The organism is Veillonellaceae bacterium, assembly GCA_025992895.1.
Classification (GTDB): Bacteria; Bacillota; Negativicutes; order Veillonellales; family Dialisteraceae; genus Dialister.
On record DAJPGA010000001.1, the window covers coordinates 1,837,826 to 1,860,322 of the forward strand.

The following is a 22,497-nucleotide window of genomic DNA, read 5'->3' on the forward strand; positions in this document are numbered from 1 at the left end:
ATTAAATCATATTTTCAATAAAGACTCGTCCAACATTTAATTACGAAGCACAAGAAAGAAGGTGTCACGCTGCCGGATGCGGATCGAAACTCCGTTTCCATGATTTGAGATGAAGCATGCCGCTTGTGCCGATAGCCGCAAGACTTTCTGCGGTTCTGGGCAGAAGCACCGGATTCATCAGGAGTGTATTCATTATTTTTTATTTTGGGGAGGTATTTCCTTTGATAACCTTTTTACTTGCGCTGGCCGCTTTAATCACAGGCTACTTTATCTACGGCCGCATCGTTGATCACTTCTTTGGTCCTGACGACCGTCAGACGCCTGCCATGATCCACAACGACGGCGTTGACTACATTCCGCTTCCTACATGGAAAGTTTTCCTGATCCAGCTGCTCAACATTGCTGGCCTGGGACCGATCTTCGGCGCTCTTGGCGGTGCTCTCTGGGGTCCATCCGTTTACTTATGGATTGTCCTCGGTACCATTTTTGCCGGCGGCGTACACGACTATCTCTCCGGCATGATGTCCATCCGTGAAGACGGACACAGCATTTCCGAAATCGTTGGCCACCAGATGGGCAGCACCATGCTGAACATCATGCGTGTCTTCTCTGTCATTCTTCTTATCCTCGTCGGCACCGTATTCATGACAGGCCCGGCAATGCTTCTGGCAAAACTGACAAGCTGGGACGTTCTCCCATGGCTCATCGTTGTTCTTGGCTACTATTTCCTGGCTACCATGCTCCCGATCGATAAGATCATTGCACGTTTCTATCCGCTCTTCGGTATCTGCCTCATCATCATGGCTGTCGGCATTGCGGGCGGCATGCTCCTCGGCGTAGGCGGACACACAATGCCTGAAATGGTTCTCGCAAACCTGTACCCGGGAGAAAACCAGCTCCCGATCTGGCCGTTAATGTTCATCACCGTTGCTTGCGGCGCTATTTCCGGTTTCCATTCCACTCAGTCTCCTCTCATGGCCCGCTGCCTGAAAGATGAACGTCTCGGACGTCCAGTATTCTACGGCGCCATGGTTGCAGAAGGTGTCATCTGCCTGATCTGGGCAGCTGCAGGCGTTACATTCTTCGACGGCACAAGCGGCCTTCAGGCAGCTCTGAAAGCTGGCGGCCCTGGCGGCGCAGTTTATGATATCTGCGTAGGCTACATGGGTGCCGGCATCGGCGCAATCCTTGCTATGCTCGGTGTCGTTGCATGCCCGATCACCTCTGGCGATACTGCATTCCGCGCAGCTCGTCTGACCCTCGCTGACTGGTTCAAGATCGATCAGATCGGCCTTGTAAAACGTCTTGCATTCGCAATTCCGCTTCTCGGCATCGGCGCTGTTCTTTCTCAGATGAACTTCAACATTATCTGGCGTTACTTCTCCTGGACAAACCAGACTCTCGCTATGATTGTTCTCTGGACCGGCGCAGTTTACCTCTATCGTCACTGTGAAGGCAAAGCATGGCTCATGGCATGCATTCCGGCAACATTCATGTCTGTTGTTACCTCCACTTACATCCTTCAGGCTAAGGAAGGCCTCGAACTGGCTACTTCCATCACTTACCCGGCAGGCATCGTATTCGGTGCAGTCTGCCTGGCACTCTACCTGAAAGCTACTGTTTTCAAAAAGAACTCTTCCGCCAATGAAGAACTGGAAGCAGCTCCTGCTGAAAACAACTGATTCATAATAAAAAGCACTCCGCGAGGGAAGGCGCGGGGTGCTTTTTTATTACTTTTATATCTATGACAGATTCATTAATAGCCCAGATCCTCATTGATCAGGATAACTTCCATTTCAATATTTCTCATCTTCTTGTAGTAAATGGCAAGGACATTGCAGATTCTGTCAGGCGCACCGCAGTCATAGCATCGGTCTCCTCCCTGAAGCGAGCATCCGCATTTGTATCCATGGCGGAGAACGTTCTTCGGTGCAGCCACGTTTCTTGCACGGTAAATGGCCTCTTCCAGAGTCGGCATGATTTTATTGACCCCCAGGACAAAGTACACTTTTTTATGCCCGAAGAGCGAACCTGCCACTCTGTTTCCTGTACCGTCCACGTTGACCATGACGCCAGTTTCCGATGCGCCATTGACAGATGTCAGGAAAATATCCGTCACCATGGCTTTTCTCGCTAAATCAAGAAAAGCTTCGTTGCTCTTTTCAAACCCGTCTCTTTCCCTGTTGATCTGGTGTACATCAAATACGGTATTATGGCGGCTCAGTTTTTCATACATGCCCATTGACTGAAGTGTCAATGAATCCCCGAATCCCACGGTCTCTCCGTCAATCTTCCCGTCGAGGTACTCTGCCGCTTCCCCGGCCGTTTCAAAGACGCTGCACTCGAAGCGATTGCGTTTAAATGCCCTTCTCGCTTTTTCCAGATCCATATTCTTCTCCTTTTGCATTAAATAAAGGGAAGCCCGAAACAGGCTTCCCTTCTATTTATGCCTCCTCAGAAGGCAGTACTGATTCAGGATGTCTTCTGTGATAATACTTCAGATAAAAGCGGACGAAATTCGCACCGATAAATTTAACAACAATAATAAGAACTATAATCACGCCTACGGGCAACACAGAGATAGGAAGAAGTGCCGCTCCGGAAGCGATGGTATTGTTGATGACGGCAGAGCCTGCATACTGATACGCAGCAAAAATCGTTCTTTCATCATCATTCATCATGCCCTCTTCATAAAGGTTCTTTGTCATGAAAGCGCCGATATCGGAACTGGTAAAGCTGGATATGAAGGCAAGTCCGGCCACGCCAGGAATTCCCAGAAGGAAACGGAGGAATGGCTGGAAGAGCTTGCCGGCAGCCTTCAAAGCTCCTAAATGCTCGCATGTTTCAATCAATCCCTGCGCGAGCATAGTGACCGGCACCATTGTCAATGCAAAGGCAAAACCTTCCCTTGCACCAAATCCGCCTGTTCCCTGCATTGCAATCTTCGCACCATCGGCATGGCCAAACTGCCCCATCAGGTTCATCAGGTCGAATGCTTTCAGGAAATTATCCTGATGCGCTACAAGCCCTGAAAAGGAGATGATCAGGAAAGCGAGGGATAGCCATCCTTTCCATGTCACCTTGTATTCATTTTCCTTCTGCAGCGCTTCCTGTTTATTTTCTTTCGATTCACTCATTGGCTGTTCCTCCTCAGTATCCCATTAAAACAAGCACGAGACGCGTCAGGAACATGACAATAACAGCGTCAATGATCGGCGTTGCAAACATGACCGGATAATAAAGAGCGCGCACTTTGCATACTAAAACGATTCTGGCAAAATGCCCGATCAGCGTTCCCATCGTAATGCATGCAGGAAACAGGATTGTTGCTTCTACCGCGGTCAGATTTCCGCTCATATACATGCCGGCAGCCGTAGCACAGCCTGCAGCTTTTGCGAAGAACGCCGCCAGAAGGACGACGGAAGCTTCACCCGGAAGTCCAAAAATTCCCATGACCGGGGCCAGCAGCTTTCCAATCAGCGGCATAATCCCTGACAGGTTCAAGAAGGTAATCAGCGTATACGCCATGACCATTGCCGGAGCAATTAGTTCAACGGTAATGTAAAACCCCTTCTTGGCTCCCCTCATAAAATATTCCGGAAGTGACAAATCCTCTTCTTTTTTTACTTCTGCTTTTGCTGCTGCCATACTGCTATTCTCCTTTAAACTTCATTCATTTTTAAAATAACGGCGCCAAGGAGCTTTGCTCTTTCAAACAGGCTGTCCTTAAGCGCATATTCATCTCTTGTATGATTGAACCGGCCTTTGACACCCATGGCGCAGACGGTCGGAACTCCGGCATACACAACATATCCCGAATCACTGCCGCCGCCTACAAGCTTTCCTTCTGACACGGGGATCCCGTTTTCTTCTCCAGTCTTCTTTACAAGTTCGAACAGCTTCTTGTTGTCTTCTGTCATTTTCATGGGAAGCATGCCTTCATGGTATAAAAGGAGCTCTGTCTTCGTTCCTTCTATGTAGGTATGATTCAAGACCTTGAGAAGTTCTTCCTTGACGAATGGTGAAATATCCGGATCCTGGAAACGGATATCCCCTTCTACTTCACAGTAGTCCGGAATGGCGTTTGATACGGTGCCGCCCTTAATGGTCCCGACATTGAACGTAATTCCCTTATCCCAGTCTGTCATATTCTGGATATCATCAATCTTCTTTGCCATTTCCCAAATGGCGCTTCTGCCCTGGCGCGGATTATTTCCTGCGTGAGCCGCAATGCCATGCACGGCAGCCTTGAATACGACACCGCCTTTTCTGCCAATGACAAGTGAATCATCTTCGTACCCTGTCTCGCAATTAAAGCAGGCTGCGCATCCCCTGGCTTCGCGCTGCAGCATAACAGTTGCTTTCGATCCGTTATGGGCGATTTCTTCATCAGAAACAAGAATCACCTTTAATGGACGTCCGGAAAACCCCACACTGTGAAGCGCTTTCAATGCAGAAAGCATAACGGCAACGCCGCCTTTCATATCCAGTGCGCCGGGTCCCGTGACACGATTTCCTTCTACGGTAAACGGCCTCCTAGCTGCCTCGCCGACAGGAAATACAGTATCCATATGCCCCAAAAGGAGGACGGGCGCACGGGAATCTCCAGGGAATTCAGCAATCAGCGCCTTCCCTTCCTCATCCCACCTGGCGTCCCCGCCTGCTTCTTCCAGTTCTTTGGATACTCTTTTGGCGACAAGGTCTACACCTTCCCGGTAAGAGGCAGGACTGTCCTGATTGACGAGATCCTGCCAGAGATCCATCATCTGGGCTTTATGGTCATCTATATAAGCAAATACATCCTCTTTCATACGATTCCCCCGATTCTTTTTCGGATTAGAGCTCAGACAGAAGTGCCATCAGCAGTTTTGTTCTTTCAAAGAGAGATTCTTCCTCTGCCCATTCTCTTTCGGTATGGTTAAACTGTCCTCTGACGCCCAGTGCGCAAAGAGTCGGGATACCGCAGGCAGTCAGGTGTGCGGAATCACTGCCGCCGCCGACAGCAATTGCCTTTGCTTTCGGGAATCCATATTTTTCTGCAATAGCTTCAGCTCTTTCAAACAGTTTTTCAGAGCTCTCCAGTCTTTCCATCGGTGGGAATACAACGAGCTTCTTGCAGCAGGTTGTTGTCGATTCCACGTACTGCTTCTTGGCGATTTTCTGGAAAGCCTTCTCAATGCGTTCCATTCCGGCTGTCGTCTTGAAACGGACATCCACCTTCACCCAGGCATGTTCCGGTACAGCATTGGCTACAGTGCCTCCGGCAATAACGCCGCAGTTGACCGTCGTGCCTTCCTGCCAGTCTGTTTCAGCCTGGATATCAAGGATCTTATGAGCCAGTTCTTCCACAGCACTTCTTCCGTCTTCCGGATTATTGCCTGCATGGGCACCTACGCCGTCCACTTCGAAGAGGTACTGGGCAACGCCCTTTCTCTCGATAACAACGCTGTTGTCCACAAAACCTGTTTCCAGATTGAATCCCATGACAGCGCCCTTGGCTTCTTTTTCGTAATCAGCAGATGCTGTGGAATTTCCATGAGCGACTTCTTCATCGCCTGCAAGGATGATTTTGATGCGGTAACGGTTATAACCGGCTTCCAGAAGGAAACGTACTGCATAAAGAAGGATCGTTACGCCGCCCTTCATATCAAGGACGCCCGGACCTGTTACCTTTCCGTCTTTAATGGTAAACGGTCTTGCTGCCGCTGTCCCGTCGCCGAACACCGTGTCCATATGACCTGTCAGAACAATGAACGGCTTACTTGCATCACCGTACTCCGCAACAAGCATATTGCCTGCCTTTTCGTATTCATGGAACCAGACTTTGAATCCGCATTTTTCCAGGAAATCTCTTACATCGCGGCCTACACCATCGACGCCTGCCTTGTTTCCTGATCCGCAGTCTCTGTCTACCAGAAGCTTCCAGGTATCCACCATAGCTTCACGATTCTGATCTACCTTATCAAATAACTGAACAACATCTTCCATACTTCCCAGCCTCCTTGTGCTTATCCGCTTTGCGGCCTAAACTTTTATTCAAATTGATATGGCAGTTGTCTGGGTATGTAACCCGCAGCTACTATATCTATGATTATATGTCATCCTACTCTTTTTAACAAAGTGAAAATTGTAATAAGAGCCGACATTGTAGATAAATTTCATTTTATGATTTTTCACATTCGCCCATGAAAAAAAGCAGCCATAACGGCTGCGCTGATGTATTATTTTTTTGATCTTGGCTGGCTCCGGGCTCTTGCAAGAAGCTGGGATCTGTTCTCCACATGAAAATGATGCATCAATTCCTCGACATGGTAGCGGACTGTGCGCGGACTGATGTCGAGCGTTTCTCCGATTTCCTTATACGTTTTCCCATCGCAAAGTTCGGAAAGAATCTGCTTCTGGCGGCGCGTCAGATCGACATCGGTCTTGAACCCTTCCATTGCAAGAAGCGTCCTGGCATATTCGTAATTGGCCCGGCCGGCAGTAATGGCAAATTTCTCATCCTTGCCGACAGCAAACCAGGGATTGGACGCATGAATATGCGTGATGAAAATATGCTCCCCGTCTCTTCTCATCAGCATGGTCACTCTCTGCACTTCACTGATGACCAGTTTGTACTCCTGAGGCACATAGACATGGCATTCACAAAGAACAAGGCACGCGTTTTCCCCAATCATCTGCGTGTCATACCGGTCGCCATCCACCTTCATCATCGGAATTTCCTTACGAGCCTGCTTCCTGATGTAATAATCCCGTGCTTCTGCCTCTGTACGGTTGAATTCAGGCGCCATATATCCGATCCAGCTGAATCCCTGCGGATCCGCCAGATCAAGCAGCTCTTTTACGGTGGCAGACTTGTCATACCATTTATGAATAAAGTTTTTTGCAACGTCTGCGGACTTCTCCCGAAAGTCTTTATTATCCATTGGTTACTCCCCACAATCCGATATGTAGCATAACGTACATTTTGCATTAATTTGCTTTATTTCTCTCTATTGTATCGAATTTAAGCCAATAAGAACACTGTCATTTATGACAGTGAGGATAATTTTGACCCTTAATCTTTTTTATAAGCCATTATGCATTATAAAAAGCTCTGACCAGGATTTGACCGAATCAGAGCTTTTATACTTACTTCAGGCAAATGAGCCCTTTTTAATCTTTCGCGATTCTTTTTATGAATTCACTGACAGCCGCAAGCCCGTTTTTCAAGGTTTCCCTGTCTGCAGCGTAGCCGATTCTCATGGAATGCGGTTCTTCGAAGCAGTCACCGGGTGTAACGAATGCACCTGTTTCATGATACATATCACGGCAGAAGTCATAGGAGTCCATAGGAAGATCGTAGTAGACAAGAGAAGTCGTACCTGCCTTCGGACGTACGTAGGAAACATGCGGTTCACTCTTGACCCACGCATCGAGGACGGAAAGGTTTTCACGGATCAGAGCCCTGTTGCGTGAAAGGATCTCATCTTTGTGGCTGAGAGCCAGAGCGGCAATCGTTTCATCAATCATGCCGCAGCTGATCAGATCATAGTCCCTGTGGCTCCTGCATGCAGCAAGAACAGATGGATCCTTTGTAGCAATCCAGCCAAGGCGTACACCGGCAAGGGAGAATACTTTGGACATGGAGCTGACGGAAATGCCTTTTTCATAAAGATCCGTAGCAGAAGGAGACCAGACATCTTCCTGTGTGAGGTGGCGGTAAACTTCATCGACCATCAGGTATGCGCCGCATTCCCTGGCGATTTCCACGATTTCCTTAAGAAGGGTTTCATCCATCAATGCACCGGTCGGGTTGTTAGGGTTATTGAGGCAGATCATCTTCGTTCCCTTGACAGCGAGACGTCTGAGTTCATCGAGGTCAGGCAGGTAGTTCTTATCTTTTTCCAGATGCATGACTTTGACATCTGCGCCAAGAGATGCAGGAATGGAATACAGCTGCTGGTAGGTCGGCATGACGGAAATGACGCGGTCGCCCGGTTCCACGATGGAATAGAACAGATGGTGGTTTGCCCCTGCTGCGCCATGGCAGGTCACGATTTCATCTGTGTTCACATTTTTGTAAAGAGAAGCGATTCCCTTCAAAAGTTCCGGCTTGCTGTAGATATCCCCGTATGTCAGTCTTCTGGCACAGATATCATCCAGGAATTTCTTCTTGTCTGTATGTGTCAGTTCAAAAAGTTTATCCAGTGAAATGGAATCCACGCAGGTTTCCGCTATATTATATTTCGCACCGACTTCATACTCATTCATCCATTCTTCCACGGCAAATGGAGCAATTTTCATAACAATCCATCCTTTCATTAATGACCATCACTTAGAAAAAAAGGTGCTCCAAGATCTTCCTTGTAACGCCGAAGCGCCGTACCTGCGGAAAATCTTGAAACACCTTTTTACGTCCCCATCCGGTGACAGGGACAGTGTGGATATACATTTATGGAATTAAGTTACCATATCCTGCATTTCTTTGCAAGTTCTTACATTATAAATTCTACTTCAGAAGCTGCGGACCGGTTTTTGCTTCTCTTTTTGAAAGCCATTCGCTCCACTTCATATGGTATCCCGTCTTGTGATTCTGCTGTACATACTCATAGAAAGCTTTGATCATTTTAGCCTTCTCTTTGTAGTATGGGTTCTTCCACTGGTTCGTGCCGTTACCTTCGTAATTGACGATATTTCCGCCAATGGCATGCTGTCGTTCAAGAATCGTTTCCATCGGAAGCTGCGGGTTCCGCATCATGTCATACATGGCCATGAAGGCAGTCGTTCTTCCCTTTCCTGCTTCGCAGTGGAAATGAAGCCAGCTGTCTTTGGGCAGGCGTCTGTAGAGCGCAATCATCTGGTCAATCGTATCCGGATCCGGCCAGATATGATCTGTAGCAGGAATGCGGACATAGCGGATGCCTAATTCGCGCGTCAGTTCTTTCTCCGTTGAAGCCTCAGAAACGGTCAGCGGCTGAAAACGGTCTTCGCGCACTCTTGCCCCCGGAGGACTGATCATGATTGTCTTCCCCGGGAGGAAGGCAAATGTCCGGTTTTCTTCTGCCAGGATTTGATCGAGGCTTTTCCCGACATTGCCCCAGTTCCTCTTGCCGTACCGGCTAATCGCCTCACCATTGGCGAAGCCGTGCGTTTCCTGCTTGAGATCGATGTCATAGATCGGGCCCTTCGTATGCTTCCTGATTTCCTTGATCAATCCGCGGAATCCGTCAGCAGAAGGCTGGGCGCTTCCAGAAATATGAAGAGCTTCAAGTCCCTGATACATCTTTTCCCCCGGCATGTTTCTTGACAAAAGGATCAGAAGTGCTGCGGAAATTCACTGGAAATTTTTCCCCTACCGGCGCATCGAGCCGCCAGACTTTTGCTTCATAGGGAGTTCTTGCTGCATTGGCATAACGGATATTGGGATTCAGGATGACCTGTGGTGCTGCAGGAACCATTTCCTGCTGAGCCGTCACGACTTCATGCGGCGCTCCTGACAGATCAGCGGCCCCTGCTGCTCCCCATCCCATAGAGAGGCAAAGGGAAACTGCGGCTCCCAAGTAAAGTAAACGTTTTGCTGCCCGGTTCATATACATCCCCCATTCCAAATTCCTGATTCTTATCAACACGATATTCTTACTACCAGTATACACTTTCGCCGCGAGGAAATCAGCAGGATTCATTGATGAAGGTAACAGCAGATTCCTGTATTAAACGCTTCAGCCTGAAGTGTTACAATAAAGACAGCCCGACGGAGCTTTTACTCTTACGGCTCCCATGAAAGCCATTTCTGTTATTTTTGTTCAGGAGGGATGCATCATGAAAAGCGGTATTTACACAGTCAGCGACGGCACTCACATTTACTATGAAAGAGAAGGAAAGGGACGCTCCATTGTTCTGATTCACGGCTGGGGCTGCTCAGGCCGTTTCTACAAGAAAAATGTGGAAGGATTAAAAGACAGGTATGAAGTCATTACCATGGATATGAGAGGCCATGGCCGGTCTTCCAAGATGCTTGACGGATACTCCATCGACCGTATGGCCAAGGATATCCATGAAGTCATTGAATACCTGGGACTGAAGGATGTCCTGCTCATGGGCTGGTCCATGGGCGGCCCGACCATGCTCTCCTACTGGAAGCAGTTCGGGAAAGACCGCGGCCATCTGGCTGGCCTTGGACTAATTGATATGACGCCATTCCCGTTCAGCCCGGGTGAATGGAATTCCCACAGCCTCAGGAATTACAATACGGAAGGTTTCAACCAGTTCGCAAAATCAATCCAGACCGACCATGCTGCTTTTGTCAAAGCATTCTCGCAGAATATTTTCCAGGGAGGAAAAATCCCGGAAGGATTTGACTGGATGAAGGATGAAATGATGAAACTTCCGGTTCCGATAGGAATTGCGCTCTACTGTGATTACTGCTACAGCGATTACACTGACGTCCTTGGTACGATCACCGTTCCAACCATCGTTCTTTCCTCCAACAGCGGCATTTTCCCGCGGAGCATAGAACAGGGGACCTGGATTGCTTCCCAGATCCCGCATGGGGAATTCGTTCCTTTCGAAAAAGGCGGACACCTCCTCTTCTGGCTTGAATCTGAAAAATTCAACAAGGCAGTTTCCTCCTTCTTCGATAAAATCTAAAATTTCATAAGAAAAAGGATGCGAGATAATCATTCGTCTCACATCCTTTTTTCTTTGCCTAAATCGTTCCCTATAACTCTTCCTTTTCCGGTCTTAAGAACAAGAGAATCAAAAGAACCGGCAGTCCCCATACGTAGGCAAAGGAATAACGGAAGGCATATCCCGCAGGCGTTGCGGCAAGAAGCGTCGCTGTGTTCAGCAAAAGCGGAAGCGCTGCAAGGATGCACCAACTCCTGTGATCCACATAAAACGCAGCCAACAGAAGAATCGTCAGCCAGAGGGCAAAGCCGGCTCCCAGGAACTGGCTTCCTTCATACTGGAAATTGGCGAGGAACGATTTCAATCGGGTAGGCATGGGAAGATTTCCTACGGCCATCCTGTCATTGTCTGCCGGAAGCATATATTTCGTATTCTCATCGGTCAGAGCCCAGCCGAATCTGGACTGCACGTCATAAGCGCCTGGAATCAAGGACCAGAGGCCATAGGTCTGTGTCATCCAGCCTTCCATATATAAACGCGGATTTTTCAATCCCGTATCCACCCATGTAAGGAGGAATTCTTTCTTATGGTCATTCAGCCAGCCGCGCCTGAAATCATCATTCCACTTGACGTAATCGACCGACCGTATATGGCTGGTAATCATTTTTCCAGCTTTCTTCAGAAAGAAGATGGTCCATCAGAAGAACTGTGCTCTCACTCCGGCTGCCATCAAGCGCAAGCACTCTTCCCATCTGCTGCAGAGGGATTCCCATGCTTTCCTGAAAAAGAGGCTCCTCATTCATTTCATGGAGAATCATGCGGCCGGGAGCAATTGAAATGACCAGGCAGCAAAGAATAACAGCCATAATCTTTTTCCACGACGGATTGTGATACATGAGAAAGGCCGACATAAGAACGCAGGCAGCGGCGCCATTGCTTCGAAGGAGCATAAGGCCGAGCACGGCTGCTGCCAGAAGAATATACCTGCCCTTCTCCCATTTCTCTTTCCTTTCCGTGATAAAAAGCCACATCCATACTAAAAGGGCGGCAGAAAAAAGCCCGTCCCTGACAGCTGCGATGGCATAATTTCCTGACATCGGAAAGAGAAGGAAGTACAGGTAAAGAATGTACCCCGCATTTTCATCCACATGCTCCTTCACCCAGAAGGAAAACCTTGTAAGCACGGCTGAGATGACAGCGAGCTGCAGACAGGAAAGGATAAAGATGGATACTTCCCGCGTGCCGAATAACTTTCTTGCTGCTTCCGCTCCATACCCGTAAATAAAGGAATAAAGCCATGGAAACTGGACACCCGCGTATTTCGGATTATCCATCATGAATACCGTATCATTCATCCCGGGCGCCGGATAAAAGGCAAGAAGAAAGATCAAATCATAAAGAAACATAGCGACGGCAAGAACAGGGAACCATTTCCGCCCCAGTCTTTTATGCGGCAGTATCCTTACGCAAAGAAGAAGCTGCACAAGACTCTGCATCAATGCAAAGCCAATGAAAGCAAAGAGAATAAGGAACGGGATATCTGACAGTGACAGCACCGGATCAAGAGCAGAGCGCAGCATTTCCTGATCATCCATCCGGAAAATCTTAATCGTATACCAGATGGCAATCCCCAGCGGAATCCCGCCAAAGAGGCTGGCCTTTCCCAGTCTTCCATGAATTGTCAGATAAGGCATGGCCGCCTCCTTTCCAGCAAAAATCCTCTATCAGTTTTTTACCTGCTGAGCAATTAACCTTTTCCCGCATAAGAGCAAAACCAGCAGGAACGGAATTCCAAGTACATATGCAAAAGAATAGCGGAACGCAAAACAGGCAGGTGTCGAAACGAGCAGTGTCGCCGTATTGATGAAAAGAGGCGCAGCTGTCCATATGATGCGCTCCCTATGTGCGACAAAGAAGGAAAAGCACAAAATGATTGTCGCCCACAAACAAAACCCGCTGCCGAAAAAGACACTGCCTTCATACTGGAACTTAGCCAGGAAATATTTAACCGGTTCGGGCATCGGGAAATCCCCCACTGCCAGTTTATCATTATCATCCGACTGCATTCCATTAACATTTTCGTCCGTCATTGCCCAGCCAAAGCGTGACTGCGGGCTGTATCCCCGTGGGAAAACGGCCCAAAGTGTGTATGTTTCCAGAAACCACCCTTCTATGTACGTCCTTGGATTCTGGATCCCCATGGAAATCCAGTTTTCAATAAATTCCTGTTTGCTCGTATTCATCCAGTATCGGTTGAATTCCGGACTCCCTTTGACGAAATCGACTGTATAAGGGCGATATTCTTTCTTCCATTCATCATAGGGCAGCAGCTTATTCATAAAATCTCTCGATTCCTGACTCATTTGCCCTTCCGTCGCAATGACCCGCCCTGCTTGCTGCAGCGGCACCCCCACTCCTTCCTGGAAGAGAGGTTCCAATCCCATATTCCCCAGTATGATACGTCCCGGAATAATGGCAATAGCCGCGCAAACAAGTCCGGTTAACATAATTTTCTTCCACTTCCTAACAAAGCAGCAAACAAGGACCGTCATGCAAAGAGAAACTGCTGTCCCATTGCTTCTTAGAAGCATTAATCCCATGGATGCTGCTATAAACAGCATATATTCTTTCTTTCCCCACTGCCCTCTTTCCAAAGCAATAAATATCAACCACATCCAGAGGAGTATTGAGAGAGAAAAAATACCATCTCTTACTGCCGCGATCGCATAATTTCCAACAATCGGGCAAAGCAGGAAGTACAAATATAGAAGCATGCCGCTCCGTTTATCAATATGCTCTCGTATCCAAAAGCAAATTTTAGTCAGAGTGAGGGAATAAATTACAAGCTGTAAAACGGAAATAAGAAAGAAACTGGGTTCACCCGATCCCCACAATCTTTCAGACCATTGGTTTCCTATCCCATACAATAATGACGGAAACCACGGGAACTGAATAATTGCCTCTGCAGAATATTTCGCCATATTGAAAGTATCATTCATGCCCGGTGCAGGATAAAATGCCAGCAGAAATAAAAGCTGATACAAAAACATGAGGCCGGCACAGAACCCCCAGTTTCTTCCTGTCCCGGGTATTCCGTCCGATTCATGATTCAGCAGGAATAACGCCAGCGTTTGGATGACCAGAATTGAAATCCCGGCACATAAAATTACAAAGCAGATATCACTTGATTCAAAAATCGGATGCCCGGGAATCGTCAGAAAACCATTCCTGTCCATATCTGCAATTTTTAACGTATACCACAGGCAGAAACCCATGGGGAGACCGAGAAGAATGCTTCCTTTTCCCAGCCTTCCCTGCAGTGTGAAATGGAAATGGCTCATCGTTTCATCTCCTCATGCATCTAATCTTTCCAGTGCGTATACCCATCACCGCTTCTGTCCCTCGGTTCGGGAAATGCTGCTTTCTCATCATGAATGGTATTTCTCATTGGTTCCAGCGGAATGGTTTCCGTGTCTGCCCTCCAGTGCATCCTGCTGTAGCGGCCTTCAGGAAGGAACGGCAGCAAGAAGAAAAGCGGCATGCAAAGAGGGAAGAAGTATACGTAACGGAAAACAAAGGCGGCCGGCGCAGCAATCATCAGCGTCCCCCAGAGAAGACAGGACGGAAGAAGCACAAGGAATCTCGTGTACTGCTGTCTTCTGAAAAGAAGAAGTCCTATGCAAAGGGTAATCCACAGACAGGTACCCGCTCCAAGATAGCGGCTGTGATTCCACAAGTACGTGCCCAGTTTTTCCTGCGTATTGGGATCAAAGAATTTCAGGATGGTTGCTGTATGATAGGCATTATTATGCTGCGGAGCAAGGCCGTTCTTCAGATCATTCTCTGAGAAAGCCCATCCGAATCTCGACTGCGTCATTTCGTCAGGCGCCGGAAATGCCCAGTACCCGTATGTAGCAAAAAGCCATGCCTCTACATATGTTTCCTTATTTCTCTCTCCTAGTGATTTCCACGCTTTCCAGAATTCATCCGGGTGATTATTGAAGTAATAAAAATCGAAATTACTGTTCCATTTGATCAGATCTGCCGTAAACGGGTCGTACCAGGTTTTGATCTGTTCAGGCATCATCATACGGATCGTGTAATTTTCTTCCTCCTTCGTCAAAGGTGCCCCCACTGCCACGGTTCTTGAATACTGCTGCAGCGGAATCCCCACCCTTTCCTGGAAGAGCTGCGGGAGATCCAGTGTCTCTTTAATGACGACATCCGGAGTAATGGAAATAGCAATCATAACAAGAGATGTAAGAAGGACTTTCATGCGTACATGCTTCATCAGGACGATAATACTCAGCATCATGGGAATAAAGACGAAAATGCCATTATTCCGGAGCATCATCATCCCAATGCCGGCAAGCGCATAAAGATATTTGTTCGATTCCCACGCATTTTCCTTGTATCCGGATACAAAAGATGTCATAAGCGGAACCCAGAGAAGAATCACTGCGGAAAAAAGGACATCCTTCACGTTGGAAAATGACATATTGACAATCATAGGAAGGAACCCGTAATAGAGCGCCAGTCCCCAGGAAAGCCACATGCGGCCGGTCTTTCTGTACACCCAGGAGAGTGTATAGGAAATAGCGCAGGCAAAAAGAAACATCTGCACAATGGATATGAACGCAAGTCCGTAAGATGCACTTCCCGTCAGTTCTTTGGAAAGCTCCGTCGGCCCGTAAACGGCCATGCAGTAAATAAATGTATGCTGCCCGGCCGCCCAAATGCCCGCTCTCATGATATCTGTCGTATCATTCATTCCTGTTCCCGGATAAAATACGAGAAAGAAGGGCATCCATGCCAGAAAAAGAAATGCTGTAATCAGCGCAAAAGGCGCATCGAGCGGACTTCCTCCAGGTCCTTCCTTTTCCGGAATCGGAGGAATTTTCTCAAGCAGTCGAAGAAGCAGCGTAAGTACGATGAAAGTGGCGGCTCCTGCCGCCAGAACCATAGGTATATCTTCAACATGAAGCAGCCTTACCCTGTTCCATGGATTGGAATAAGGGTGCCAGCCGATTCTGTATGTGTAAAACTCACAAAAGCCCATGAGCAGCGCAATAAATCCTGTCAGTGCCGTCAGCCATGGTCTTCCCTGATGAGTCATGTCATCACCTCTTGCCTTTAAATGTAACCTATATTATACAAAATTTTATAAGGAGTGTCGAAAACAAAGGCGATCATCCATGGACGCTTTATGAAATCAGGCCATTCCTATGGTATAATGAATAAATAGAGAAATTTCGGTATTTGGAAATCGGATTTCTGAAAGGAGTATATGATGAATAGAGAAGAAAGAGTAAGAGCCGCTCTGGCTTCCAAAGATGTAGACCGTGTTCCGGTCGCTGCCTGGATGCATCTTTCCCAGTTTGATCAGGACCCGATCTCTCTGGCAGAAGCAGAAGTTGAGCTGACAGAAAAATATGATTTCGATTACATCAAAATGATGCCTTTTGGATTGTACAGCACACAGGACTTTGGCAATCAGCTGACAATCTACTGTGATCCTTATGAAGAACCAATCGTTAAAAGATTTGCCATCCAGAGCCCCGCTGACTATGATGCATTAAGAGCGATTCCTGCCATTCAGGGCACATATGGCAAACAGATCGAATTTGCAAGGGAACTGATCCGCCGCCGCAGTCCGGGCACCCCATGCATCCAGACAATCTTCAGTCCATTCTCCACCTTGAAGAAAATGGCCGGCGACCGCCTGCTGAAAGATATGATTTCCTATCCTGAAGCTGTTCATCATGCACTGGCTGCCATCACTGCAACCACACTGGACTTTGTCAGCTACAATATCGATGCCGGTGTCGATGGCTTCTTCTTTGCCACACAGAATGCCGTCCGCACGATGATGTCACCTGATCAATTCCAGGAATTCGGCGCATTCTATGACCTGCAGGTCATCAAATCCTATGCAAAGAAAACCTGGTTCAATGCTATTCATATCCATGGCGAAGACATTTACTTCAATGAAGTCGCCTCCTATCCGGTCAATGCTATCAACTGGCATGACCGCCACACCTGGCCGACACTGAAAGAAGCCAGAAATCTGACTGACAAATGCCTCATGGCAGGCATTAAATCTGCTCCTTACTTCGTAGATGGAGTTCTCCAGTATGATGATATCGTTCTCGATGGAACCCCGGAAGAGATTACCGCGCATGTCAAGGATGCGATTGAACAGGTGGATGGCAGAGGCTTGATCTTAGGACCTGGCTGCGTCGTCAATCCAAAAGCTTCCGAAGAAAACCTCCGCGCTCTCCGCAAGGCAACTGAACTTTAATAAAAAATAAAAGAAGCCGCTTGTTGTAATGACAGCGGCTTTTTTCATGGTCAAATTGCATAGAAAAAAGAGGAGATTTCTCTCCCCTCTTTTTATCTTTCTATTATGCTTCTACAGCAGCGGCCGGTTCCAGTTTCCCTTCCAGGTCATGGTCGGTCATAGCGCATACGCAGGAATCAGACCATACGTTTTCAGCGGTTTCAATCATATCAATGATCGTGTAAATAGGAAGAATGATCCCCATGAGTCCTATTGGTGCACCGATGCCGCTCATAAGAGACAGTGTCAGGAAATAGCATCCCATCGGAACGCCTGCATTGCCGATTGCTGCAATGACAGCAACGACGAGCCATGTCAGCATAGTCGGCATATCCAGCGAATACCCAGCATTCTGCATAACGAACAGGGAAGTAACGAGAATGAAAGCTGCGCACCCGTTCATGTTGATAGTCGTGCAGATTGGGAGGACAAAGCGGGAAACAGCCGGATCTGCTTTCAGATTCGTTTCAGCAGAAGCCAGTGTGACAGGCAGCGTGCCGGCCGAGCTCTTTGTGAAAAGAGCAACGGCTATAGCCGGAGACATTTTACGGAATACAGAAATCGGATTCAGTCCGCGAATCAGAAGGAATACCGGCAGTACAAGGAAGAATTGGATGCAGTTGCTTCCAATGATAACCAACGTGTATTTTCCAAGAGCTCCGACAATGACGCCTGCTTCAATCTGTGCAGAAAGTTGAGCGGCAAATGCCAGAATGCCGACCGGAAGAATATACAGCAGTGCTTTGATCAGTGTGAAGAGCAGTTCCTGGAAACCGAGGATTCCTTTCAGCAGCGTTTCCCTGTTTTCTGTCTTTGGCATGAAAGCAAGTCCAAGACCAAAGGAAGCGGCAATCAGCATAACAGCAAGGACATTCCCGGAAAGGAACGGCTGAATCATATTATTCGGAATAACTCCCAGAATATGATCATAGTAGGAAAGATGTTCCAGATTCTGCGGGACACTGGCTGCACCTGCACCAACTACATCAGCGGGAAGGTTTCCTGGTGCAATCCAGAGGAACATGGCAAGTCCGATGCCGGCTGCACAGAATGTAGTGAGAAGCGTATAAGTGACAGCATGAGCAAAAATACGTCCCGTATTCTTATTGCCGCCCAATGCAGCAAGTGTCGTAATCACTGCCAGTGCAATCGTCGGCACGGCGATAAACTGGAACAGTCTGGTAAATACTGTCGCAATAAATGTGAAAAGCTCATTCAGCGGTTTGATGCCAAGCCATCCAAGCGCGGCACCAACGACAAGCGCCAAGATCCATAATATAAACTGCCGTCCCTGACGTTGCGTCTTGTTGGCTTTCAGGACCTTATCCGCTATGTCCTGAACTCCTTCTTTTTTCTCCATAGTAAGACCTCCTGAAAAAATTTCTCGGGCAGGGCTTTTTGCAATAAAAAAGCCCTCACCCCAACCATGGGACGAGAGACTCGTGATTCACACCCAATTTCGCATATGTGTCACCACATATGCCTCGGTAAGTCCTTTTTCCTAAGGACTCAAGCCCTGTATCGGGAGCTCCCGGAAAAGCCTACTCTGTTTCGGCTCTTCACGCTCAGAAATGCACTTCCGTATTCCTTCCATATCCGCTTTCACCGTCCGGACTCTCTATAATGGATTCAGAAAACGTACTCTCTTTCTTCCCTGCGTTTGATTGCATCTACTATAGCATTCCATCTATGACCTGTCAACACAGGCCGTATTTTTTACCTGTGCTGACAATTTAAAATACAAATCTGACAATTAAAAGGCTCAGGCAAAGCGCTTCCTCCACACACCCTGGTGCCAGCGCCAGAAGAAGACAAGGCCTCTCGTGCATTCATCTGCTGCCATGGCAATCCAGATTCCTGCCAGGCCCCATCCCCAATGGACACCCAGGAGCCAGGATCCGAATGTAGCGACAGACCACATGAAAATGATACCTATGGTTACAGGCGCCCTGACATCGCCAGCTGCATTAAGTGCCATAACCATGCTCATATTGACTGCACGGCCGATTTCAAGGAATATTTCAATGAAAAGAATGGTCTTTCCCAAAGAGAGAACTTCCGGATCACTGGTAAATATGGATAAAACAGAGTATGAATTCAGATAAAGCAGTGTTGATATGGTTCCGGAAAGAAGCATTGCCACTGAAATGGTAAATTTCACACGTCTGTCCACTTCTCCATTATCCCCTGCCCCTTTGAAATAGCCGACCAGAATCTGCGTCGCCATCGCAAGCGACTGGGAATACACATAACTGACCATTGCTATGATATAGCAGTAAACTTTTGTCGTAATAACAACGACGCCAAAAAGATTGACAAACTTCATAATCATGGCCTGGGAAAATTGGTACGAGAATGTTTCTCCTGCTGAAGGTACACCCAGATAAAGAATCTTATGGAATGTTTTCCATGGGAACGGTCTTAAATAAGACATGGAAAATCTGGCAGGCGTGTACTTGTGAAATAAGTAAAGAATCAAAAAGAAACCGATAAACTTAGAAATATTCGTTGATATGCAGACACCGGCCACACCCAGGGACGGAATCGGACCCCAGCCATGGATCAGAAGCATATTGCCACCGATATTGAATATATTCATGACCAGGGAGCAGAGCATCGTCAGTTTAAGCTGGGAAAACCCTCTGAGAAAGGAAATAAAAGCCATGTACATGCTCTGGATGAAAATAAATATGCCAATCCATCGTAAATAAAGAGAAGCATCAGCACGTATTTCATCCGGCATTCCCAAAACATTCAAGAAGAAATCATCAAAGATGAAAAGCGCGGCACTGATCACAAGCCCCAGTACCAGATTGACAGTCAATGAAACCGTACATACTTCACTCTTCACTGACCTTGGAAAGATTTCCGGCGCCCCTGTAATGTGCAATTAAAATTGTCGCAGCCTGCGAAAGGACTGCGAGTGTCAGGATAACTAAATTAAATATGACATTATCATTGCCTACGGCTGCCACGGAATCCTGCGAATAATGACTCAGCATGAACTGATCCACGTTGGGCACCATCATTTGAAGCGTTGTTTCTACAAAAATAGGAACCGACATGGAAAATACCGTCCAGCGGCTCTTATACATTTCACTAGCTGGCATCATACTGCCCCTTTCTTCAGTGTTCAGATGCTAATCTTAGCACGATGTCACAAAGGGTGCAAGAAAATGCATTGTCTTCTTATGTATTTAAAATAAAAAGTATATACACAAGCATTCTTATGCTCACTTGAAATAGCTGTATATGCTGAATTTTATGAGATTTCCTGATTAGGGCTTGCATCTTTCTCATAAATGAGGCATAATAGACATCAGATACACGGGCGATTAGCTCAGCTGGGAGAGCGTCTGCCTTACAAGCAGAATGTCGGCAGTTCGATCCTGTCATCGCCCACCAAGATAAGAAGACACCATGTGACTTGCCTCCATGGTGCCTTTTTTATTGCTCATCAAAGGTGGGCGGAATGCATGCTGACAGGTTGCCTCTCCTAGGCATTAAACTTATGCAGCAACTCTTGTTTCAGTGCGTCACCATTATATTCCAGGTTTCTTATACAATGAGATCTCTGCGAATGTAAGTTTCTCATTATCTTTTAATTATAAGATTGAAAAAAGGTATTGCAAAATTGAAGTCTGTTTGTTATTATATTGAAGTACCTTTCGTACGGATTCCTGAATAGCTCAGCCGGTAGAGCGCGTGACTGTTAATCACGATGTCGCAGGTTCGAACCCTGCTTCAGGAGCCAATGGCCTGTTCGTCAAGTGGTTAAGACACCGCCCTTTCACGGCGGGTTCGCGAGTTCGAATCTCGCACAGGTCACCATGGGCGATTAGCTCAGCTGGGAGAGCGTCTGCCTTACAAGCAGAATGTCAGCAGTTCGATCCTGTTATCGCCCACCAGAAGAAGACATCACGTGATTTATCTCCGTGGTGTCTTTTTTGTTGCTTCGTTGGGCTCTATAGCATTCTTGCCAACTATCTCACTTTGTATTTAACCTCCTGCATCGAGGTTCACTCCTTTTTGCGCGTCGCGCTGCTCCTTCAAAAAGGGTTCACTTTCGAACCATTTCGTTCCTGTTATCGCCCACCAAAAGAAGGCATCACGAGACCTAGACTCCGTGGTGTCTTTTTTATTGCTTTTTAGGGCTCTATAGCATTCTTACCAACTGTCTCACTTTGTATTTAACCTCCTGCATCGAAGCTCACACAATTTTGCGCGTCGCGCTGCTCTTTTATTCTTATATCAAGCATTCCTATTTTTACGATAAGCCAGGTTACATCAAACATATGCTATAATATGATTAGCATAATTAATATTTTTTTATTAATTGTATTATACATTTGTTATACTTATGAAATGGGCTAAAATTATGACTTTAATAGAAACCATATTCTATATTGATAAAAAGCGAATAGAATGGGTAGACATAGCCAAGGGAATCGCTATCATTCTTGTTATTATCGGACATACGGTGCCAGTGAATAGTATTCCTTTTTATGTTATTTTTTCTTTTCATATGCCACTTTTTTTCTTATTAGCAGGATATGTATTCAAAACAGCAGAGACGAAACAGGATTTGTACAAGCACCTCATCAAAAACCTGAAACACCTTATCATTCCAAGTTTAGTTTTTACAATAATCACGTCTATTATTTATCATCATATTATGTATAATAATACCTCTAACAATACCTCTCTACTTAATGAGGCTGCTTTTCATTCAGAACGCTTTTTGTGGGGATCTGGTATTTCCGTAAACGGGCACCCCCCACTTGGTATGATATGGTTTTTGATTTCTCTCTTTTGGGCAAGGGCAATCATTGATATCCTTCATTTAGTATTTTCACACAGACAAGCCGGATATCTCTGCTTATCTCTAGGCATTTTAGGAATAGCACTTGGTTTAAACGGTATATGGCTTCCGCAAAATATGGATGTAACTTTTGTTGCTGTCCTATTCATTTATTTAGGAATGCTTTGGAAGAGAAATACAGAGTTACTTGAAAAAAAGAAATTTTCGATTCTTATCATATCCATCATCGTTTGGATTACCTGCATTCACTTCCATTTTTATAGTAACATGGCTTGGCGCCATTACCCCACTACATGGCTAATGATAACTGAATCTGTTTGTGGATCCTACGTATTTTGTTATATTTGCAAACTCATTGAATCCATCTGCTTTATTCGAATTCCAATGCAAATGTTGGGTATACATTCACTTTGCATCTTTTTCTTTCACAGTGGGGACAGCTATTTTGTTCCTATCTGGACATCCACAAATATCGAACAAGCAATTTTTAACAGAATCATATATGCACTCACATTATCAATACTATTTCTTATCGTCAGGTCACTTATAAAAATGGTAAATTCAAGAAAGAATCCTGCCGTATTATCCCAGGAAAATCAATCTTAACTCAAAAACAATAGAAAGGAACTGTATAAAAATGATTGCTCATTTTTATATAGTTCCTTTTAAATTCTACTATTTCTCCATTTCTTTATGACAGTCTGTTTAGAGCGTAAAGCAATGCGCC

Annotated in this window: 21 protein-coding genes, 4 tRNA genes and 1 other annotated feature; of the genes, 8 read left to right on the forward strand and 17 right to left on the reverse strand. The window is 46.6% G+C overall.

Going from position 1 to position 22,497, the window contains the following annotated elements; translation table 11 throughout:
- Nucleotides 1–64 precede the first annotated feature (64 nt).
- Nucleotides 65–193 (reverse strand): hypothetical protein, encoded by a 129-nt coding sequence (locus tag OIM03_08005; protein HJI74211.1) that lies wholly within the window; start codon nucleotides 191–193, stop codon nucleotides 65–67.
- Nucleotides 194–221: 28 nt separating this feature from the next.
- On the opposite strand from OIM03_08005, the gene OIM03_08010 reads away from it, so the two are divergent.
- Entirely contained in the window at nucleotides 222–1,682 is a 1,461-nt protein-coding gene (locus tag OIM03_08010) for a carbon starvation protein A (protein ID HJI74212.1), read from the forward strand.
- A gap of 74 nt (nucleotides 1,683–1,756) precedes the next feature.
- On the opposite strand, the gene OIM03_08015 is transcribed toward OIM03_08010, so the two are convergent.
- From OIM03_08015 to OIM03_08055, 9 genes are all read right to left on the reverse strand, one after another.
- A complete protein-coding gene (locus OIM03_08015) occupies nucleotides 1,757–2,389 on the reverse strand; it encodes a lactate utilization protein (protein HJI74213.1) in 633 nt (210 codons plus the stop codon).
- Between the two features lie 55 nt (nucleotides 2,390–2,444).
- Complete coding sequence (locus tag OIM03_08020; GenBank protein HJI74214.1) at nucleotides 2,445–3,137, reverse strand: hypothetical protein; 693 nt, start codon at nucleotides 3,135–3,137, stop codon at nucleotides 2,445–2,447.
- 13 nt (nucleotides 3,138–3,150) lie between these two features.
- Nucleotides 3,151–3,648 (reverse strand): hypothetical protein, encoded by a 498-nt coding sequence (locus OIM03_08025; protein HJI74215.1) that lies wholly within the window; start codon nucleotides 3,646–3,648, stop codon nucleotides 3,151–3,153.
- Nucleotides 3,649–3,662: 14 nt separating this feature from the next.
- Nucleotides 3,663–4,811 carry a M20 family metallopeptidase gene (locus OIM03_08030; GenBank protein HJI74216.1) on the reverse strand — a complete coding sequence of 383 codons (1,149 nt, stop codon included), beginning with the start codon at nucleotides 4,809–4,811 and terminating at the stop codon, nucleotides 3,663–3,665.
- 25 nt (nucleotides 4,812–4,836) lie between these two features.
- Nucleotides 4,837–5,988 (reverse strand): M20 family metallopeptidase, encoded by a 1,152-nt coding sequence (locus OIM03_08035; protein HJI74217.1) that lies wholly within the window; start codon nucleotides 5,986–5,988, stop codon nucleotides 4,837–4,839.
- Between the two features lie 233 nt (nucleotides 5,989–6,221).
- Entirely contained in the window at nucleotides 6,222–6,926 is a 705-nt protein-coding gene (locus OIM03_08040; GenBank protein HJI74218.1) for a helix-turn-helix transcriptional regulator, read from the reverse strand.
- Nucleotides 6,927–7,155: 229 nt separating this feature from the next.
- Nucleotides 7,156–8,286 (reverse strand): aminotransferase, encoded by a 1,131-nt coding sequence (locus tag OIM03_08045; protein ID HJI74219.1) that lies wholly within the window; start codon nucleotides 8,284–8,286, stop codon nucleotides 7,156–7,158.
- Between the two features lie 205 nt (nucleotides 8,287–8,491).
- Nucleotides 8,492–9,265 (reverse strand): protein tyrosine phosphatase, encoded by a 774-nt coding sequence (locus OIM03_08050; protein ID HJI74220.1) that lies wholly within the window; start codon nucleotides 9,263–9,265, stop codon nucleotides 8,492–8,494.
- Complete coding sequence (locus OIM03_08055) at nucleotides 9,249–9,665, reverse strand: hypothetical protein (GenBank protein HJI74221.1); 417 nt, start codon at nucleotides 9,663–9,665, stop codon at nucleotides 9,249–9,251. The genes OIM03_08050 and OIM03_08055 overlap by 17 nt, the downstream gene beginning before the upstream one ends.
- 136 nt (nucleotides 9,666–9,801) lie before the next feature.
- On the opposite strand from OIM03_08055, the gene OIM03_08060 reads away from it, so the two are divergent.
- A complete protein-coding gene (locus tag OIM03_08060; GenBank protein HJI74222.1) occupies nucleotides 9,802–10,629 on the forward strand; it encodes an alpha/beta hydrolase in 828 nt (275 codons plus the stop codon).
- A 70-nt stretch (nucleotides 10,630–10,699) separates the two neighbouring features.
- On the opposite strand, the gene OIM03_08065 is transcribed toward OIM03_08060, so the two are convergent.
- From OIM03_08065 to OIM03_08080, 4 genes are read right to left on the reverse strand one after another with little or no spacing between them, the layout of a single operon-like run.
- Complete coding sequence (locus tag OIM03_08065; protein HJI74223.1) at nucleotides 10,700–11,272, reverse strand: DUF6020 family protein; 573 nt, start codon at nucleotides 11,270–11,272, stop codon at nucleotides 10,700–10,702.
- The gene (locus OIM03_08070; protein HJI74224.1) at nucleotides 11,226–12,302 is read right to left on the reverse strand and encodes a DUF6020 family protein; all 1,077 of its coding nucleotides are present in this window, start codon (nucleotides 12,300–12,302) and stop codon (nucleotides 11,226–11,228) included. Before OIM03_08070 ends, OIM03_08065 begins: the two co-directional genes overlap by 47 nt.
- A gap of 30 nt (nucleotides 12,303–12,332) precedes the next feature.
- On the reverse strand, nucleotides 12,333–13,949 hold the full coding sequence (locus OIM03_08075) for a glycosyltransferase family 39 protein (GenBank protein HJI74225.1): 1,617 nt from the start codon (nucleotides 13,947–13,949) through the stop codon (nucleotides 12,333–12,335).
- Between the two features lie 20 nt (nucleotides 13,950–13,969).
- Nucleotides 13,970–15,724: a DUF6020 family protein gene (locus OIM03_08080; protein HJI74226.1), complete on the reverse strand. Its 1,755-nt coding sequence runs from the start codon at nucleotides 15,722–15,724 to the stop codon at nucleotides 13,970–13,972.
- A gap of 171 nt (nucleotides 15,725–15,895) precedes the next feature.
- On the opposite strand from OIM03_08080, the gene OIM03_08085 reads away from it, so the two are divergent.
- Nucleotides 15,896–16,909 carry a uroporphyrinogen decarboxylase gene (locus tag OIM03_08085; GenBank protein HJI74227.1) on the forward strand — a complete coding sequence of 338 codons (1,014 nt, stop codon included), beginning with the start codon at nucleotides 15,896–15,898 and terminating at the stop codon, nucleotides 16,907–16,909.
- A gap of 103 nt (nucleotides 16,910–17,012) precedes the next feature.
- Here OIM03_08085 and OIM03_08090 read toward each other — a convergent pair whose 3' ends face one another.
- The 3 genes from OIM03_08090 to OIM03_08100 all read right to left on the reverse strand — a co-directional run bounded on the left by OIM03_08090 (nucleotide 17,013) and on the right by OIM03_08100 (nucleotide 20,061).
- Nucleotides 17,013–18,308 (reverse strand): dicarboxylate/amino acid:cation symporter, encoded by a 1,296-nt coding sequence (locus OIM03_08090; GenBank protein HJI74228.1) that lies wholly within the window; start codon nucleotides 18,306–18,308, stop codon nucleotides 17,013–17,015.
- Between the two features lie 64 nt (nucleotides 18,309–18,372).
- Nucleotides 18,373–18,612 (reverse strand) — a binding site (T-box leader).
- Nucleotides 18,613–18,710: 98 nt separating this feature from the next.
- A complete protein-coding gene (locus OIM03_08095) occupies nucleotides 18,711–19,745 on the reverse strand; it encodes an MATE family efflux transporter (GenBank protein HJI74229.1) in 1,035 nt (344 codons plus the stop codon).
- Between the two features lie 43 nt (nucleotides 19,746–19,788).
- On the reverse strand, nucleotides 19,789–20,061 hold the full coding sequence (locus OIM03_08100) for an MATE family efflux transporter (protein ID HJI74230.1): 273 nt from the start codon (nucleotides 20,059–20,061) through the stop codon (nucleotides 19,789–19,791).
- Nucleotides 20,062–20,277: 216 nt separating this feature from the next.
- Between OIM03_08100 and OIM03_08105 the strand changes: the two genes are divergently transcribed.
- The 5 genes from OIM03_08105 to OIM03_08125 all read left to right on the forward strand — a co-directional run bounded on the left by OIM03_08105 (nucleotide 20,278) and on the right by OIM03_08125 (nucleotide 22,376).
- Nucleotides 20,278–20,353: transfer RNA gene (locus OIM03_08105), tRNA-Val, on the forward strand.
- A 273-nt stretch (nucleotides 20,354–20,626) separates the two neighbouring features.
- A tRNA-Asn gene (locus OIM03_08110) sits at nucleotides 20,627–20,702 on the forward strand.
- Nucleotides 20,703–20,704: 2 nt separating this feature from the next.
- Nucleotides 20,705–20,779 (forward strand) — tRNA-Glu (locus OIM03_08115).
- A 1-nt stretch (nucleotide 20,780) separates the two neighbouring features.
- A tRNA-Val gene (locus OIM03_08120) sits at nucleotides 20,781–20,856 on the forward strand.
- Between the two features lie 470 nt (nucleotides 20,857–21,326).
- The gene (locus OIM03_08125; GenBank protein ID HJI74231.1) at nucleotides 21,327–22,376 is read left to right on the forward strand and encodes an acyltransferase family protein; all 1,050 of its coding nucleotides are present in this window, start codon (nucleotides 21,327–21,329) and stop codon (nucleotides 22,374–22,376) included.
- The last annotated feature ends 121 nt before the right edge of the window (nucleotides 22,377–22,497 follow it).